12 protein-coding genes are annotated in these 17,773 nt (G+C 63.9%); 11 read left to right on the top strand and 1 reads right to left on the bottom strand.

Translation table 11 applies throughout. The features are described 5' to 3' along the window. Positions 1-144: 144 nt before the first annotated feature. The 10 genes from ASG03_RS18570 (at position 145) to ASG03_RS18615 (ending at position 14,960) form a co-directional block, all read left to right on the top strand. Positions 145-1,485: an adenylate/guanylate cyclase domain-containing protein gene (locus tag ASG03_RS18570; RefSeq protein ID WP_062476609.1), complete on the top strand. Its 1,341-nt coding sequence runs from the start codon at positions 145-147 to the stop codon at positions 1,483-1,485. Between the two features lie 207 nt (positions 1,486-1,692). Next, positions 1,693-3,627: an ABC transporter ATP-binding protein gene (locus ASG03_RS18575; protein WP_062695333.1), complete on the top strand. Its 1,935-nt coding sequence runs from the start codon at positions 1,693-1,695 to the stop codon at positions 3,625-3,627. Next, entirely contained in the window at positions 3,624-5,546 is a 1,923-nt protein-coding gene (locus ASG03_RS18580) for an ABC transporter substrate-binding protein (RefSeq protein ID WP_062695024.1), read from the top strand. The genes ASG03_RS18575 and ASG03_RS18580 overlap by 4 nt, the downstream gene beginning before the upstream one ends. A 3-nt stretch (positions 5,547-5,549) precedes the next feature. Next, positions 5,550-6,548: an ABC transporter permease gene (locus tag ASG03_RS18585; protein WP_062476616.1), complete on the top strand. Its 999-nt coding sequence runs from the start codon at positions 5,550-5,552 to the stop codon at positions 6,546-6,548. Between the two features lie 53 nt (positions 6,549-6,601). Further along, entirely contained in the window at positions 6,602-7,765 is a 1,164-nt protein-coding gene (locus ASG03_RS18590) for an ABC transporter permease (protein ID WP_443216640.1), read from the top strand. 45 nt (positions 7,766-7,810) lie between these two features. Beyond that, the gene (locus ASG03_RS18595; protein WP_062695025.1) at positions 7,811-9,019 is read left to right on the top strand and encodes a glycosyltransferase family protein; all 1,209 of its coding nucleotides are present in this window, start codon (positions 7,811-7,813) and stop codon (positions 9,017-9,019) included. Between the two features lie 6 nt (positions 9,020-9,025). Continuing rightward, a complete protein-coding gene (locus ASG03_RS18600; protein WP_062695026.1) occupies positions 9,026-10,270 on the top strand; it encodes a glycosyltransferase family 4 protein in 1,245 nt (414 codons plus the stop codon). Continuing rightward, the gene (locus ASG03_RS18605) at positions 10,267-11,412 is read left to right on the top strand and encodes a glycosyltransferase family protein (protein ID WP_062477139.1); all 1,146 of its coding nucleotides are present in this window, start codon (positions 10,267-10,269) and stop codon (positions 11,410-11,412) included. Before ASG03_RS18600 ends, ASG03_RS18605 begins: the two co-directional genes overlap by 4 nt. Positions 11,413-11,569: 157 nt before the next feature. After that, positions 11,570-14,371: an ABC transporter transmembrane domain-containing protein gene (locus ASG03_RS18610; RefSeq protein ID WP_062476629.1), complete on the top strand. Its 2,802-nt coding sequence runs from the start codon at positions 11,570-11,572 to the stop codon at positions 14,369-14,371. A gap of 127 nt (positions 14,372-14,498) precedes the next feature. Next, on the top strand, positions 14,499-14,960 hold the full coding sequence (locus ASG03_RS18615; RefSeq protein WP_062476632.1) for a cyclic nucleotide-binding domain-containing protein: 462 nt from the start codon (positions 14,499-14,501) through the stop codon (positions 14,958-14,960). 6 nt (positions 14,961-14,966) lie between these two features. On the opposite strand, the gene ASG03_RS18620 is transcribed toward ASG03_RS18615, so the two are convergent. Further along, positions 14,967-16,697, bottom strand: coding sequence for a metallophosphoesterase family protein (locus ASG03_RS18620; RefSeq protein ID WP_062695336.1), 1,731 nt, complete (start codon positions 16,695-16,697; stop codon positions 14,967-14,969). Between the two features lie 226 nt (positions 16,698-16,923). Between ASG03_RS18620 and ASG03_RS18625 the strand changes: the two genes are divergently transcribed. Next, entirely contained in the window at positions 16,924-17,754 is an 831-nt protein-coding gene (locus ASG03_RS18625; protein ID WP_062476635.1) for an MBL fold metallo-hydrolase, read from the top strand. Positions 17,755-17,773: the final 19 nt, after the last annotated feature.

Genomic DNA, 17,773 nt, shown 5'->3' on the forward strand with positions numbered 1-17,773 from the left:
GCATTCCCCCGGCCCCTGCCAACTTTTCTCGCCGCCGTTCTGGTTTCCGTCCATCCGCGTGATTATATTTTGTCGAAGCGCTCGTGACGTGCCGGGGGGTATTGTCCGCAGTGATCGTTTGCACGAGACAGCAGGAAGATCGCCATGACCCAGACCCAGCAGGTTTCCACCCATCTGCTCGATCGCGTGTCGCTGTGGCTCAAGCAGACGGCCCTGACGGGAGGCTCGCTGGAAACGCTGGTGACAGGCTTTTGCGAACGTCTCGCGGCCGCCGGCGTGCCGCTGTCGCGCGTGCATCTGAGCTTCGCCATGCTCCACCCGCTCTACGACGCGCTCGGTTTTACCTGGCAGCGCGGCAAGGGCGTGACCGTCGAGGGCTTTCGTGCCGGGCAGAGCGAAACGGATGCCGAACGCTTCCTGCGCAGTCCCTATTACTATCTCTTCTCCCATGACCTCGACCATCTGCGCCGACGGATCACGCCGGAATCGCCGATCGAGTTTCCGATCTTCGAGGAACTGAAGCGCGACGGTGCGACCGACTATTTCGCCTTCGTCCAGTCCTTTAACGAAAGCCACGGCCAGGGCATGGTCGGTTCCTGGACCACGGACGCACCCGAAGGCTTTTCCGATCAGCTGATCGAGGCCATGCTGCGTCTCCAGAGCAGCCTTGCCGTTGCCGCCAAGATGGCGGTGCTCGGCAAGCTCGCCGACAACATGCTCACCACCTATCTGGGTGAAAATGCCGGCAAGCGCGTTCTTTCCGGCCAGATCCGCCGCGGCGACGGCGAAACCATCCGCGCCGTGCTCGTCATGGCGGACATGCGCCAGTCGACCGTGCTGGCCGAACGCGAGGGTCGGCAGGCCTATATCGACACGCTGAACCAGTTCTTCGACGCGATCGCGACGCCGTTCAACCGGGGCGGCGGCGAAATCCTGAGCTTCCTCGGCGATGGCTTCCTCGCGGTCTATCCTTGCGGCCGCCATCGCGAGCCGTCCCAGGCGGCAGCCCTTGCAGCCATGGACGCCGTCCGCCAGGCGACCGCCCGCATGATCGAGATGAACCGCGAACGGCGTGAGAACGGGCTGACCGAAATCGGCTACGGCATCGGCCTGCATATCGGCAACGTCATGTTCGGAAATGTCGGCCTGCGCGACCGTCTTACCTTCTCCACCTTCGGCACGGCGGTGAACGAGGTGTCCCGTCTGCAGGGGCTTACCAAGAAGTACGCAACCCACATCGTCGCCAGCCAGGCCTTCACGGCCTATGCCGGCGGTGAGTGGGAAACGCTCGGAGAGGAAAAGCTGCGCGGGGTCCGCCAGAAGCTCACCGTGCTGGTGCCGAGCAGGAAGCTCCTGCAGATCGATCAGGCGGAGGCCATCCGCCACAGCACCCAGGAAAGCAGCTCCGAGGCAGAGCAGGTCATGCTGCTCTATCGCAACCGCAACACGCCGCAGCGGGACATCTGGAACAAACTGTTGCAGTAGTGATTATTTTCCCTGCGGGAGCAGGCATTTCAAAAAATCGATACATCACGACGCTAGACCCGCAGCCGACGCCGGGAAGGCGTGACCGTGGTTTGCAGAGCGGTCATGGACAGGCCGAAATGCCTGCGATAGTCTTCCCTTAAAGGTTTCGGCGAAAAGCCGGCCACCATCCGCACCGGATGGAGAAAAAAGTGGGGAATGGCAGGCATGACATCAGGCGGAGACCTGTTGAGGATCGAAGACCTGAGCGTTTCCTTCGCCATGTTCGGCGGTCGGATCGACGCGGTGCGCAAGGCAAGCCTTCGCGTCCTGCCAGGCAAGGTCACCGCCCTGGTGGGCGAGTCCGGGTCCGGCAAGTCCGTGATCAGCCAGGCCATCATGGGTATTCTGCCGAAATCGGCGGAGATCGGCGGCAAGATCCTGTTCAAGGACGAGACCGCTCCGGGCGGGGTCGTCGATCTTGCGTCTCTCGCACCCGATGGCGCGGACATGCGCGCCTTTCGGGGCAACCGCATGGGCATGATTTTCCAGGAGCCGATGACGTCGCTGTCGCCGCTTCACACGATCGGCAACCAGATCAGCGAAAGCCTGCGCGTCCACCGGGATGTGGACAAGGCGGAACAGCGGTCGCAGACCGAGGAAATGCTGCGGCTTGTCGGCTTTCCCGACCCGAAACGCGCCTTCGGCATGTATCCTTTCGAACTGTCCGGCGGCATGCGCCAGCGCGCCATGATCGCGATGGCGCTGATCTGCCGGCCGTCTCTCCTCATTGCCGACGAGCCGACGACCGCGCTCGACGTCACCATCCAGGCCCAGATCCTGCAGCTGCTGAAGGATCTGCAGGCGACCTTCGGCATGGCGGTATTGCTGATCACGCACGATCTCGGCGTCGTCGCCAACATGGCCGACGAGGTCGTCGTGATCTATCATGGCGAGATCATGGAGGCGGGCTCCGTCGAGGAGATCTTCCGCAACCCGTCCCATCCCTATCTCCAGGGGCTGATGGCCGCCGTGCCGCATTTCGACATGAAACCCGGCGAGCGCCTGAAGGCACTGCGCGAGGTGCCGGTCAACGTCGAAAACCTGATTGTGCGGCGCAAGGGCGAAAGCGCACCGAAACGGCCTCTCCCGCGGGTTGAGGACACGCTTCCCGCACCGGGCGAGGACGTTCTCCTGTCCGTGCGCCACATCGGCAAGACGTTCACCAGCCGCAAGGCCGGCTGGTGGAAAAAGGGTGTGAAAAGCGAGCATCGCGCCGTCGACGACGTCAGCTTCGACATTCATCGCGGTGAATGTCTCGGGCTTGTCGGCGAAAGCGGCTGCGGCAAGACCACGCTGAGCAAGATCCTGATGCGGGCCCTCTCGCCGGATACGGGCTCGATCATGCTGAACTCGGCCGATGGCCCGATCGATATCCGGGAGGCGCACGGGTCGTCGCTCGATCGCCTGCGCACGCGCATGCAGATGATCTTCCAGGATCCGGTCTCCTCGCTGTCGCCGCGCATGACGGTGCAGAACATCCTCAGCGAGCCACTGGAAATCCACCACCGCGGCGATCCGAAAAGCCGGCAGCAGACGGTAAAGGCACTGCTGAAGGCCATTGGCCTCAGCGAGCGGCACATGAACCGCTATCCGCACAGCTTTTCCGGCGGACAGCGCCAGCGCATCGGCATTGCCCGCGCCCTGGCGCTCGGGCCGGAGCTGCTGATCTGCGACGAGCCCGTCTCCGCGCTCGATGTCTCCGTGCAGGCCCAGATTCTGAACCTTCTCAAGGATCTGCAGGCGGAACTTGGCCTTACCTACCTCTTCATCTCGCACAATCTTGCGGTCGTCGACTACATGGCCGATCGCATCGCCGTGATGTGTGCCGGCCGCATCGTGGAACTGGCGCCGCGCGAAATGCTGATGCGCGCGCCCGTGCACCCCTATACCAAGGCGCTTCTGGCAGCCGTCCCGTTCCCGGATCTCGATCGGCCGCTGGACTTCGTCGCGCTGAGCGCGAGCGGTGCATCCGACAAGAAGCGATGGCATGCCGCATTTCGCCCCGGGGAAAGCGACGCAGGTCTCGCCCCGGCGGATCTCGGCAACGGTCACTGGGTGCTGGCAAGCCGCAATGCCGACGTCAAGGAGCTTCAGCCGTGATCAAGCGCCGCACCACGCTCGGACTTCTCGCAACCGCCGTCGCCATGCCGCGGCTCCTGCTGCCGCGCAACGCGATGGCCGCGGGAGCGGAGCCTGAGATCCTCGTCGAAAAAATCACGGCCGGGACCCTGCCGCCGATGGCCGAGCGCATTCCCAAGACGCCGCGCGTCGTGAACCTCGCGGCCATGGGGCGTACCCCCGGAAGTTATGGCGGCGCCATCCGCATTCTCATCGGCAGCCAGAAGGACATCCGTGTGATGTACATCAACGGCTATGCCCGCCTGGTTGGCTACGACGAGAAGCTGAATTTTCAGCCGGACATCCTGGAAGCCTGCGACATCGACGGCGAAAAGGTCTTCACCTTCCGCATTCGCGAGGGCCATCGCTGGTCGGACGGAAGCCCGGTCACATCGGAGGACTTCCGTTACACCTGGGAGGACGTTGTCCTCGATCAGGACCTGCGCAAGGGCGGCGTGCAGCAGGAGCTCCTCGCCGAGGGCAAGCCGCCGCGGTTCGAGGTTCTCGATGCGCGCACCGTCCGCTACAGCTGGGACGCGCCGAATCCGGATTTCCTGCCGAACCTCGCATCGGCACTGCCGCTGACCCTGCTGCTGCCGGCCGCCTACATGAAGCAGTTCCACAAGAAGTATCAGACCGAGGAACAGCTCAAGGCCTTCATGAAGCAGTACCGGGTCAAGAAATGGGTGGATCTGCACATCAAGATGTCGCGCCAAAGCCGGCCCGACAATCCCGAGCTGCCGTCCCTCGACCCTTGGGTCAACACGACCGCGTCTCCTGCCGAACAGTTCATTTTCGACCGTAATCCCTACTTCCACCGTGTCGACGAGAACGGGGTGCAGCTTCCTTATATCGACCGCGTCGTCCTCAACGTCTCGTCGCCCGGCATCATCGCGGCCAAGACTGGGGGTGGCGAGGCCGACCTGCAATCGCAGAACATCGACTTCGTGGACTACGCCTTCATCAAGGACAGCGAAAAGCGCTATCCGGTCAAGGTCAAGCTGTGGAAGCGGACACAGGGCTCGCGCGTGGCCCTGCTTCCGAACCTCAATTACGGCGATCCCGTCTGGCAGGGCCTGCTGCGCGATGTCCGGGTTCGCCGGGCGCTGTCGCTCGCCATCGACCGGCGCGAGATCAACATGGTCGCCTTCTACGGTCTGGGCAAGGAAAGCGCCGATACCGTGCTGCCGGAAAGCCCGCTCTACAAGCCCGAATATGCCGCGGCCTGGTCGCAGCACGACCCCGAACAGGCCAATCTCCTTCTGGATGCGGTGGGCCTGACCCAGCGCGACGACGACGGCATGCGTTTGCTGCCGGACGGCCGCGTCGCGCAGATCGTGGTCGAGACCGCCGGCGAAAGCACGCTGGAAACGGATGTGCTCGAACTCATCACCGATCACTGGGCGAAGATCGGCATCCCGCTCTTCATCAAGACATCGCAGCGCGAGGTCTTCCGCAACCGCACCATGGGCGGCGAGATCATGATGTCCATGTGGTTCGGCCTTGCCAATGGCGTGGCGACGGCAGACATGAGCCCGGGCCAGCTGGCTCCGAGTGCCGACGACCAGCTGCAATGGCCGGTCTGGGGCATGCACTATCTTTCGCTGGGCCAGTTCGGCCACGCACCGGAGCTGCCCGAAGCGCAGAAGCTCGTGGACCTGCTGAAAGAGTGGCGTCGCACGGCCGACACGGCCGGGCGTGCGCGGATCTGGCACGAAATGCTGTCGATCTACACGGACCAGGTCTATTCCATCGGCATGGTCAATGCGACGCTCCAGCCGATCCTGCACGCGGCGCGCATGCAGAACGTCCCGGAACAGGGCCTCTACGGCTTCGATCCGACCTGCTTTTTCGGGATCTACATGCCGGATACGTTCTGGCTCGGCGACAAGGTGAGCTGATCGATGCTGCGATACATTCTCTGGCGCGTCGGCGTCATGATCCCGACGCTCGTCATCATCTCGGCCCTCGTCTTCACCATCATCGAACTTCCGCCGGGCGACTATTTCGAGAGCTACATCTCCGAGATGCGCGCGCAGGGCGAAGGCGTCGACATGGCCGAGATCGAAGCGCTGCGGGCCGAATACGGTTTCGACAAGCCTCCCGTCATCCGCTATTTCCACTGGGTCGCCGGCATGCTGCACGGCGATTTCGGCTATTCTTTCGAGTATCAGCTGCCGGTGTCCGACGTCGTCGGCGATCGCCTCTGGCTGACGGTTCTCGTCTCCTTCGTCACGATCTTCTTCACATGGATCATCGCCTTTCCGATCGGCATCTATTCGGCCACGCATCAGTATAGCTGGGGCGATTACGGGCTGACGTTCCTCGGTCTCCTCGGCCTCGCCATCCCGAACTTCATGTTCGCGCTGATCCTCATGTATTTCGCCAACATGTGGTTCGGCACCTCCATCGGGCACCTGATGGACCAGAAGTATCTCTCGCAGTCCATGAGTTGGGACAAGTTCCTGTCGATCCTCGAGCACCTGTGGATCCCGGTCATCATCATCGGCACGGCGGGCACCGCCGGCATGATCCGGCGGCTGCGGGCCAATCTGCTCGACGAACTTCAGAAGCAATATGTGGTGACGGCGAAGGCCAAGGGACTTCATCCCTTCCGCGCGCTGGTGAAGTATCCGCTGCGCATGGCGCTCAACTTCTTCATTGCCGACATCGGCTCGATCCTGCCGGCCATCATCTCCGGCGCCGAAATCACGGCCATCGTGTTGTCGCTGGAAACGACGGGACCGATGCTGATCCGGGCGCTGCAGAGCCAGGACATGTATCTGGCCGGCTCCTTCCTGATGTTCCTCGCCTTCCTCACCGTCATCGGCGTGCTCGTCTCCGACATCGCGCTGGCGCTGCTCGATCCGCGCATCCGGCTCCAGGGGGGCAGCACCAAGTGACCGTTCCGCATCCTCCGTCGACCGTCCCGTCCGCACCGAACCAACCGGCCTGCCTGCCGGCCCCCGGCCAGCCCCTGAAGCACTTCGTCTCCGCAGCGGCTTTCGATCCCATGGCCGTGGAAGCGATGAGCGAGGAACAGAAGCACGTCTACGAGGCCTCGCAGCTTCAGCTGATGTGGTGGAAGTTCAAGCGTCACCGGGTGGCCGTCGTCTCGCTCGTCTTCCTGGCCCTGCTCTACGCAATGATCACGGTCGTCGAGTTTCTGGCGCCCTACAATCTCCACACCCGCAACGTCGATTTCATTCACGCCCCACCGCAGCAGGTGCACCTGTTCGATGACGGGCAGTTTGTCGGCCCCTTCGTCTACGGCCGCACGATGACCCTCGACATGAACACGCTGCGCCGCGTCTATACGGAAGATCCGGAGCGGGTCGAAAAGCTCCGCTTCTTCTGCAGCGGCGATGCCTACGACTTCTGGGGCCTCGTTCCCGCCTCCCTGCATCTGGTCTGCCCGGCCGAAGGCGGTCAATTCTTCATGCTGGGCAGCGACCGCCTCGGCCGCGACGTGCTGTCGCGCATCCTCTACGGCGCACGCATCTCGCTGACGATCGGCCTTCTCGGCGTGACGGTGAGCTTCGTCCTCGGTATCGTCATCGGCGGTCTCGCCGGCTACAAGGGTGGCATCTTCGACCTGATCGTCCAGCGGATCATCGAGGTGCTGCAGTCGATCCCGAGCATTCCGCTCTGGATGGCGCTCGCCGCCATCATGCCGGTGACGTGGAGCCCCCTCTTCATCTATCTCGGCATTACCGCCATCCTCGGCCTTCTCGACTGGACGGGTCTTGCCCGTGCGGTGCGGTCCAAGCTGCTTGCGCTCCGCGAGGAGGACTATGTGCTGGCGGCGCAGCTGATGGGTGCGCGCACCAGCCGCATCATCGGGCGCCATCTTGTCCCCGGATTCATGTCGCATCTGATCGCCAGCGCGACCATGTCGATCCCGGCGATGATTCTCGGCGAAACCGCCCTGAGTTTCCTCGGTCTCGGCCTGCGTCCGCCGATCACGAGCTGGGGCATTCTCCTGACGGAAGCACGCAGCGTCAGTACCATCGCCTTTTATCCGTGGTTGCTCTATCCAACTATCCCGGTCATTCTCGTCATCCTGGCCTTCAATTTCCTCGGTGACGGGCTTAGAGATGCGGCTGATCCGTACAAGTGAGTTTTCAATGCTGATCACGCTTGCCCAGCACGGAGAGCCGTGCCGATGACACGTCGCATCGAAAATGCCCGTATCCTGATGTACAGCCACGATACGTTCGGTCTCGGCCATTTGCGCCGGTGCCGAGCGATCGCACATGCCCTGGTCGAGGATTATCGCGGCCTGCAGGTCCTGATCATCTCCGGCGCGACCATTGCGGGCGCCTACGACTACCGCGCCCGCGTCGACTTCGTGAAGATCCCGAGCGTCATCAAGCTGCGCAACGGCGAATACACGTCGATGGATCGCCATATCGATCTGAACGAGACGCTGAAGATGCGCCGCTCGATCATCCGGCACACGGCAGAGACCTTCAAGCCCGACATCTTCATCGTCGACAAGGAACCCATGGGGCTCCGCGGCGAGGTGGAGGATACGCTGTCCTACCTGAAGCATCAGGGCACGACGCTGGTGCTCGGCCTGCGCGAGGTCATGGACGCCCCTCACCTCCTGGAAGCCGAGTGGAAGCGCAATGACGTGATGCGCAAGATCGGGCAGTTCTACGATACCGTCTGGGTCTACGGTCCTCCCGATTTCTACGACCCGCTGGTCGGTCTCGACGTGCCGGCGTCGGTGCGCACGCGCATGAACTTCGTCGGGTTCCTCCAGCGCAGCGTCTCGCTCGACGTCAGCTCCGAGCATAAGCCGAAAGGCGAATATATTCTGATCACCACGGGCGGTGGCGGCGACGGGTCGGACCTCGTGCACGACGTCGTGGATGCCTACCGGGCCGACCCGACCTTGACGCATCCGTCCTTCGTGGTGCTCGGCCCCTACATGCCGGCCAAGCAACGCCACAAACTCCTGTCCAAATGCGCGCTGACGCCCCACCTGCAGGTGATCGAGTTCGACAACCGCATGGAGGAACTTATCGCCAATGCGAGCGGCGTCGTCGCCATGGGCGGCTACAACACCTATTGCGAAATCCTGTCGTTCGACAAACCGGCCCTGATCGTGCCGCGCGTCGCGCCGCGCGAGGAGCAGCTGATCCGCGCCCGCCGCGCCAGCGAACTGGGCCTGGTCGACATGCTGCTACCGCAGGAAGCCGCGGACCCCAAGCGGCTCGCCGCAGCACTGCATGCGCTGCCGCACCGCGCGCCGCCGTCCCACCATGCCTGCAATATGCATCTCGACGGACTCAGCAACATTTCCCGGATCGTCGGCGACATGCTAGATGGGCGGGATCGCGACCATTTGAGCGTCGTCAAGGCCTGAGACTTCATGCAAAGCCGCAAGATCGTCGTCATCCTGAAGGGTTATCCACGCCTGTCGGAAACCTTCATCGCGCAGGAACTGCTCGGCCTTGAGCAGGCGGGACTCGAGCTGTCACTGATCTCGATGCGCCACCCGACGGACACGAAGCGGCATCCGGTCCACGACGAGATCCGCGCGCCTGTGCTCTATCTGCCGGAATATCTTCATCACGAGCCGCTGCGGGTCTTGCGGGGACTTTTGGCCGCCACACGCCGCGCCGGCTTCCGCAAGGCGTTTGCGGCGTTCCGGCGCGACCTCGTGCGCGACGTCTCGCGCAACAGGATCCGGCGCTTCGGCCAGGCCGCCGTGCTCGCGGCGGAATGGCCGGACGGCGGTGCGTGGCTCCATGCCCATTTCATCCACACACCGGCCTCCGTTGCCGCCTATGCGAGCCTCCTGACCGACATTCCCTGGACATGCTCCGCACACGCCAAGGACATCTGGACCTCGCCCGACTGGGAGCTGACCGACAAGCTTGCCGCCAATCGATGGACCGTGACCTGCACGGAGACCGGCTTCCAGCATCTCCGCACGCTCGCAGCCGACACGGCAACCGTGCACTTGAGCTATCACGGCCTCGACCTTGCCCGCTTCGCCCCCTTCGAGGCGACGCGCCCCCCGCGTGACGGCAGCGACCTGTCGGATCCCGTCGTCATTCTCAGCGTCGGCCGGGCCGTGGAAAAGAAGGGCTACGACCTCCTCCTGACGGCGCTTGCCCGGCTGCCAGACGATCTGGCCTGGCGCTTCGTGCATATCGGCGGCGGTACGCTGGCCAAGACCCTGAAGGCCATGGCGACCGATCTCGGCATTTCCCACCGCATCGACTGGCTGGGCGCGATGGCGCAGGAGGACGTGCTGGCCCGCTATCGCGCATCCGACATCTTTGCGCTTGCCTGTCGCATCGGCGCGGACGGCGACCGAGACGGCCTGCCGAACGTGATCGTCGAAGCCGCAAGCCAAAGGCTCGCCTGCATCTCCACCACAATCTCCGGCGTGCCCGAACTGCTCAGCGACGGGGAAACCGGCCTGCTCGTGCCGCCGGAAGATCCCGACGCGATTGCCCATGCCCTCGAGCGGGCCATCCGCGATCCCGCTTTGCGCGCATCGCTCGGCCAAGCCGCCGAACGGCGCGTCCGGCGCGATTTCGATTACCACAGCAGCATCACCCAGCTACGCAATCTTTTCGAAACAGAATGGCGGACCGCACCATGACCGATCCGGAACCGAAACGGGTTCTCTTCTACGTCCAGCACCTGCTCGGCATCGGCCACCTCACCCGCGCAAGCCGGATCGCCAATGCGCTGGCCGTGCGAGGCTTCGACGTGACCGTCGTCACCGGCGGCAAGCCCGTTGCTGGCTTCCCGGGCCCGGCCGTTCGCCATGTCGCGCTGCCGCCGGTCGTGTCGAGCGACGAGGGCTTTTCGGCGCTCGAGGACATCGACGGTCATCCGGTCGACGATGCCTTTCGCGCCATGCGTCGCGACCGGCTGCTGGCCCTTCTCCACGATATCCGGCCGCACGCCATCCTCACCGAGGCGTTTCCGTTCGGTCGGCGGCAGATGCGCTTCGAGCTTCTGCCCTTCCTTGATGCCGCACGCGCCATGGCCGAGCCGCCGAAGATCTTCGCTTCGGTCCGCGACATCCTGCAGAAACGCCCGAAGCCGGAGCGCGACCGGGAGACGGTCGACTACATCGACAGCTACTTCGACCGCATCCTCATCCACGGCGATCCGAGCTTCGCACGCCTCGAGGAAACCTTCCCGCATGCAGACGAGATCGCCGAAAAGGTGGTCTATACCGGCCTCGTCGCACCACCACAGCCGGAAACCCCGAAGGACACGTTCGAGGTCGTCGTCTCCGCCGGCGGCGGCGCCGTCGGCCGGCACGTACTGCATGCCGTCGTGGGCGCGACCGCGATCCTCCGCCCGGACAAGCCCTGGGCCCTGGTCACAGGGCCGAACCTCGCCCAGGCCGATCATGATGCGATCGCGGCCGGCGTGGTCGGAAACGTCCAGGTTTTCCGGTTCCGTCCGGATTTTGCGAGCCTCCTCTCGGTTGCCCGCCTGTCGGTATCCCAGGCCGGCTACAACACGGTATGCGACATCCTGCGGGCCCGCTGCCGCGCGGTCGTCGTGCCCTTCACGACCGGCGGCGAGACGGAGCAGGCGGCCCGCGCCGAACGGCTGGAACGCCTCGGCCTCGTCACCGCGCTCGATGATTCCGACATCTCGCCGGAACGGATGGCCGACGCCATTCGTGCCGGCCTCGACGCTCCAGCCTTCCCGGCCGGAGACCTGTCGATCGATCTGGAAGGTGCCGACCGGACGGCGGACATCCTGCGCGACATGCTATAAGGCAGCGCGCGCCAAAGGTGTCGGCAAGGACCTACAGAGCGATGCGTTTGCGGGTGGTTTTCCGGGTGCGTGTGCTATAGATTTCGATGGAACGGAGGAGACAGACGAGCACCTGGTCCGCCGCGTCGTCTCCGCTTCGTCTCGATGGCAGCCCTTCATGGATATACGCCTTACCCATTACATCTGGACCCACACGCGCAAGCAGCAATTGTGGATCCTTCTGGTCGTCGCCGTCTCGATGATTCCCTACTTCCTGTCGTTTGACCTGCCCAAGCAGATCGTCAACGGCCCCATTCAGGGAAAGGGCTTCGAACAGCCGGGGGCAACGCAGCGCTTCTTCGACATCTCCTTTTCTCTGCCCGGCATCGGCAATGTCACGCTGTTCAACGGGATCGATCTGACGCGGATGGAAACGCTCTATGCGTTGAGCGTCATCTTCCTCCTGCTCGTCATCGTCAACGGGCTCTTCAAGCTCTACATCAACACCTATAAGGGCCGACTGGGCGAGCGCCTGCTGCGCCGCATCCGCTTCGAGCTCGTCGATCGCATCCTTCGCTTTCCGCCCACCCAGTTCAAGCGGATGAAGGGGGCCGAGGTCTCGTCCATGGTCAAGGACGAGGTGGAGCCCCTCGGCGGGTTCACGGGCGATGCCTTCGTCTCGCCGGCCCTGCTCGGCGGACAGGCGCTGACCGCCCTCGCCTTCATCTTCATGCAGAACATGTGGCTCGGCTTCATCGCCGCCTTCATGGTCGGCATTCAGGCGACGATCATCCCGCGCATGCGCCGCCGCCTCCTCGTGCTCGGCCGCGAGCGCCAGATCACGGCGCGCGAACTGGCCGGCCGCGTGAGCGAGATCGTCGACGGCATCGGCACCATTCACGCCTATGACACCTCGAACTACGAGCGCGCCGATGTGGCCGCGCGGCTGGGGCGGATCTACAAGATCCGTTACGATCTCTACCAGTGGAAGTTCATGGTGAAGTTCATCAACAACTTCCTCGCGCAGCTGACGCCATTCCTGTTCTACTGCATCGGCGGCTATCTTGCTTTGCGGGGCCAGCTCGACATCGGCCAGCTCGTCGCCGTCATCAGCGCCTACAAGGATCTGCCCGGCCCGCTTAAGGAATTGATCGACTGGGATCAGCTGCGCCAGGACGTGCAGGTGAAATATGTTCAGGTGGTCGAGCAATTCACGGTCGATCCGCTGATCGATCCGAAGATCCAGGCGGTCTCCGCGGCCGGTGCGGCCGGTGCGGTTGCCGTCGGTGCTGGCGTGGCGGGTGCCGCGGCCGCAGCGGGTACGAAGGACGCGGGTACGACGAAGGACGAAGGCTGCAGGGCGGGCTCCCTTGCCGCCACCGGCCTCACGCTCGCCGACGACAGCGGCGCGCGACTGCTGGAGCGCGTTTCGGTGGAGATCAAGCCGGGCGAGAAGGTGGCCATCATCGGGGGAGCGGCCAGCGGCGGCGACGTGCTCGCCGAGGCTTTCGGCCGGCTGATCTGGCCGGAGGGCGGCAAGGTCACGCTGGGCGGCGAGGATCTGCTGCACCTGCCGGAATCGGTCGTGGGGCGCAGCATCACCTACGCATCCTCGGACACCTTCTTCTTCTACGGCTCGCTGCGCGACAATCTGCTCTACGGGCTGAAGCATGCGCCCTTGGCGGCCGCGACCTACGAAGGCAGCCTCGCCGCCCATCGCAAATGGGAGATGACGGAAGCAAAGCTCGCTGGAAATCCCGACTACGACGTCAATGCCGACTGGATCGACTATGTCGCTGCCGGCTCGACGCAGGCCGAGGATCTCTTCCCGTCGATCCTTGCCGTGCTCGACACGGTGCAGCTGTCCAAGGACATTCTCGATCTGGCCCTGCGGACCAATATCGAGCCTTCCGACAGGCCGGAGTTTGCGGCGAGCATCGTGGAAATGCGGCAGGCGCTGCGCGAAGAGCTCGAGGAAGCCGGCCTCAACGGGCTGATCGCCTATTTCGAGCCCGGCGAATACAACATGGAAGCGACCGTTGGCGAGAACCTGCTGTTCGGCACGGCGACGGCCCCGAGCGTTGCCGGACGTGCCATCGCCAAGAACCCCTATTTCCGCAAGGTCGTCTCGGAGACGGGGATCGACCGGGTTCTGTTCGACATGGGGTACCAGATCGCCGAAAACGCGGTCGAACTCTTTGCCGACCTGCCGCCCGATCATCCCTTCTTCCAGCAGCTGACCTTCATGACCGCCGACGATATCCCGGCCTATCAGCTCCTGCTGCAGAAATATGCCGGCAAGGGCCTGGAAACGGCAAGCGAGGACGACCGCTACCAGATCATCCGTCTCAGCTTCAACTACGTCGAACCGCGCCACCGTTTCGGTCTCCTGACGGACGAGCTGATGGCGCATATCGTCGATGTTCGCCGCCAGTTCCACGAGAACATGCCGGAGGATCTCTCGCACGACATCGAGCGCTACGATCCGGAGAAATATCTCGCTTCGGCCAGCTTGATGGACAACGTGCTGTTCGGCCGCATCAGCCACAAGCACACCGACGGATCCAAGCGGATCCGCGCCATCGTGTCCTCGCTCCTGAATTCGCAGGGCCTGATCGAACAGGTGCTGGACATCGGCCTTGATTTCAATCTGGGCGCCGGCGGCAAGCGATTGACGGCCGTCCAGCGGCAGAAGCTCAATCTGGCCCGCGCCATCATTCGCCGCTCCGATTACTACGTCTTCAACCGCCCGCTCCCCAGTCTCGATCACCGGCTGCAGGACGAGATCGTCCGCGACGTGATGAAGCTGCTGACCCGCAACGGCGCCAATCCGGCCGTGATCTGGGTGCTGTCCAACAACGGCTTGACGAAATTGTTCGAGCGTGTGCTGGTATTCGACCGCGGCGCTCTCGTAGAGGATGACACGCACGCCAATCTGTTCAACAATGACGGTGTCTTTAAACAGCTGGTAACCTCGTGATACCAACGGGGACTGGACGAGCGGCAGGAACCGGCCGATCGAGAGGCACCGGATGGCGGGCAGGCATTGCTGCAGCCTCTGGACGTTTGAGGGCGTGTATCGCCGAGGATGAGGAGTTGACGAGCTGATGTTGCTGAAGGACGAAGTGCAGATGCTGCGGCGGGTGCCGCTCTTTTCCGGCGTCGAGGCGGGCAAGCTGAAGCTTTTGGCCTTCACCTCGGATCGGGTGAGCTACGGCGTCGGCGAAACGCTCTTCCACCAGGGCGATGCCGGCGATGCGGCCTATGTCGTGCTGGACGGCAAGGCGGAGATCCTTGTCGATTCCGCAACCGGCCCGATCCGCGTGGCCGAGGTCGAGCGCAACTCGATCGTCGGCGAAATCGCCATTCTGTGCGATGTCTCGCGAACGGCGACGGTGAAGACGACGACGACCGTCGAGGCCCTGCGGATCCGCAAGGACCACTTCATCAAGCTGCTCACCGACTTTCCCGAAATCACCATCGAGATCATGCGCGTGCTGGCCGACCGTTTGAGCCATACGACGAGCGAGCTGACGGAAGCCCGCAGCCGGGTGCGCGAGCTCGAATAGGCGCATTCAGAGGTCGGTGATGTCGCCGGTCGCAAGGTCGATCCGGATATCGACCGAGGGAAGCCCGCTTCGATAGGCCTCAAACAGCGCCAGCATCGCGGCGATGCCGCCTTGCGCCGAGCCTTCGGGCCAGGTCTGCGACGAATAGAGCGCCGACAGCCGGTCGTAGAACCGCAGGCGCTGCGGGCTGATGGCCATTCGTCCAAGATCGCTTCCCATGCGCAGGCGATACCAGTCCCCGAGGAAAGCGATGGCCGACAGGGTTTCGGGACCGTCCTTTTCCGGAGACCGTGCCAGTCCGGGCGCCGCGGGCAGCATGGACAGGGCATCGCCCATCGGCACGACGGGCCGGACCGCCAGCCGCGCGAGGTCGCCGAGCGTGGCCGCCCGCAACACGGCGGCAAGCGCTGCCGGCCACTCGCGCTTGAGGTGTCTGCGCCACGCGAGATGTCCGATATGGGCCGAGAGAAACTCGCCATAGCGGGTCGCCTCGGCCATCCCCCCGGTGTCCACGCCGGTCCGGCGCACCTCTGCGGCGTAAAGCGCTCCGATCGCCGCATCCATCGGCATGTCGCCGAGCGGGACGGTCTCGATCTCGGCCGCACCGGTGCGCAGCGTCAGGATCTTGTAGGCGGGCGGAAAACCGGCAAGCGAGGGCACGGCAATATTGATGAAGGCTTTGCCCCCGCGCGTCATCCGCGCGGTATCGTTGACGTGAAGATGACCGCTGAAATGCAGCTGGATCCCCGCTTCGATGAAGGCTTCTCCGACGGCATCCCGGGGAACGCGACCTGACGTTGCCGTCGGCCCGAGAAGCGCGATCTCCGCGGCCTGCGTGCCATCCAGCGGATCGAGCGCAGGATAGTGCGAAAAGGCCACGAGCCGCTTGCCGAGACGCGCCGCCCGTGCGCCGACATCGGTCATCCAGGAGATCACATGACGCTTGTGCTCTAGCATCGCGTTCCAGCCCGCGGAGGTGCTGTCGACCCAGTCGTCCGATCCGTCGATCGGAACGAAGACATTGGCGTCGATCATGAGCAGCCACAGCCCTTCGACGGGCTCGACCAGATACGACGCCTCCATCAACGGCCGCCGTGTCCGCCCGCTCGCCGACACGGCGGCGAACATTCGCGCTTCCACGTCGCCCTCGGATCCGAAGGGGGATTCCCAATGGAGATAGCCGGGTTGCGGAAAGTAGCCGTGCTCGGCAAGCGCCATGAGGCCGTCGGGATAGCCCGGGCAGAACATTGCCGCAGACACGGTGACCGGGATATCGCGCGGAATGCCCGGCGGCAGCGGATCATGCGCAGGCGTGACCGGATGGCTCGTGACCACGGCACTCGATCCGTCCGCCTGCAGAAACCGTTTTGTCCGGTGCCGGCCGGCATCGCCGAAGATATCGTGATTGCCCGGCAAGGCGAAGAACGCCATGCCGTGGCGCGCGCGGTAGTCGCCAAGGATTTCTGCGACGGCTGCCGTCGTCGCGATCTGGCCGTCGTCGGTATAGTCGCCGAGGAGCACCACGTGCCGGATGCCGCGTGCGGCCACGTCGTCGAGGGCGGTCCGGAAAGCCTGCAGGCTCTCGTTGAACACCCGGGTCGACCGCGCTCCTTCCGACAGGGGCCGGACCGACAGGCCTCCGGTCTGCAGGGCGCCGGGAAAGCCGAAATCCGCCGCGGGATCGTGGACATGGGCGTCTGCAATCACGGCGATCGGCGGAAAAACCTCAAAAGTCATGGCGACGGCAACGGTTTCGAAATCGGGATCGGGTAGTTTCAGCGTGTCTCTGGCACGGGATGCGAGAAAAAGCGAATGCCTGTCTCGCTTCATGTGGACAGTTTGGATAACATGTCAAAAATACGGCCGGACGAAGAAGCCGGCAGGGTCGATCCTGACCCAAGCAAGTGAGAGGGACAGTCGCGGCACGCCACGTCACACCGGCGGGCCGAAACTGAAGCAAACTTTGGACGAAAATCTGTTTCGCGTACGTTTCTGGGGCGTTCGGGGCAGCCTGCCGGTATCGGGGGCCGAGTTTCAGCGCTATGGCGGCCGAACCGTCTGCATCGAGATGCAATGCGGAAACGAACGCCTGATCTTCGACGCAGGCTCCGGCCTGATGCCGGCCGGCGTCGCGCTCAAGGCCGAAGGCGTGTCTGCGTTCAACCTGTTCTTCACCCACTGTCACTACGACCATATCATCGGCCTGCCCTTTTTCCCGCCGCTCTATGATCATTCGGCCGACGTCACCCTCTGGTCCGGGCATCTCGCAGGGCGCATGTCGACCCGCCAGATGATCGGCGAGTTCATGCGACCGCCCTGGTTCCCGGTGGAACCCGATATCTGCCGCGCCGCGCTGGATGCGCGGGATTTCCGTTCGGGCGACCGTCTCGCCCCCGTCCCCGGCATCGAGATCCGGACCGGCAGCCTCAATCATCCCGGCGGCGCCGTCGGCTACCGCGTCGAATGGGGCGGACGCGCCTGTGCGCTCATCACCGACACGGAACATCATCCGGGCGTCCTCGATCCGGCCGTTCTCACGCTCATCGAGGGCTGCGATCTCTTCATCTACGATGCGATGTATGACGACGCCGAGATGGAGCGCCATGTGGGCTACGGCCACTCGTCGTGGGAACAGGGCATCCGCCTGGCCAAAGCAGCCGGCGCAAAGCGCGTCGCCTTCATGCATCATGCCCCCTTCCGCACCGACGACGCCCTCGACGCTGTCGAGAAACAGGCAAAAATCCTCTTTCCCGGCGCCTTTTCGGCCTTTGACGGCCAGATCGTCGATCTCTAACGGCACGAGAGCGGACACG

Source organism: Rhizobium sp. Leaf341 (assembly GCF_001424325.1).
Taxonomy (GTDB): Bacteria; Pseudomonadota; Alphaproteobacteria; order Rhizobiales; family Rhizobiaceae; genus Ferranicluibacter.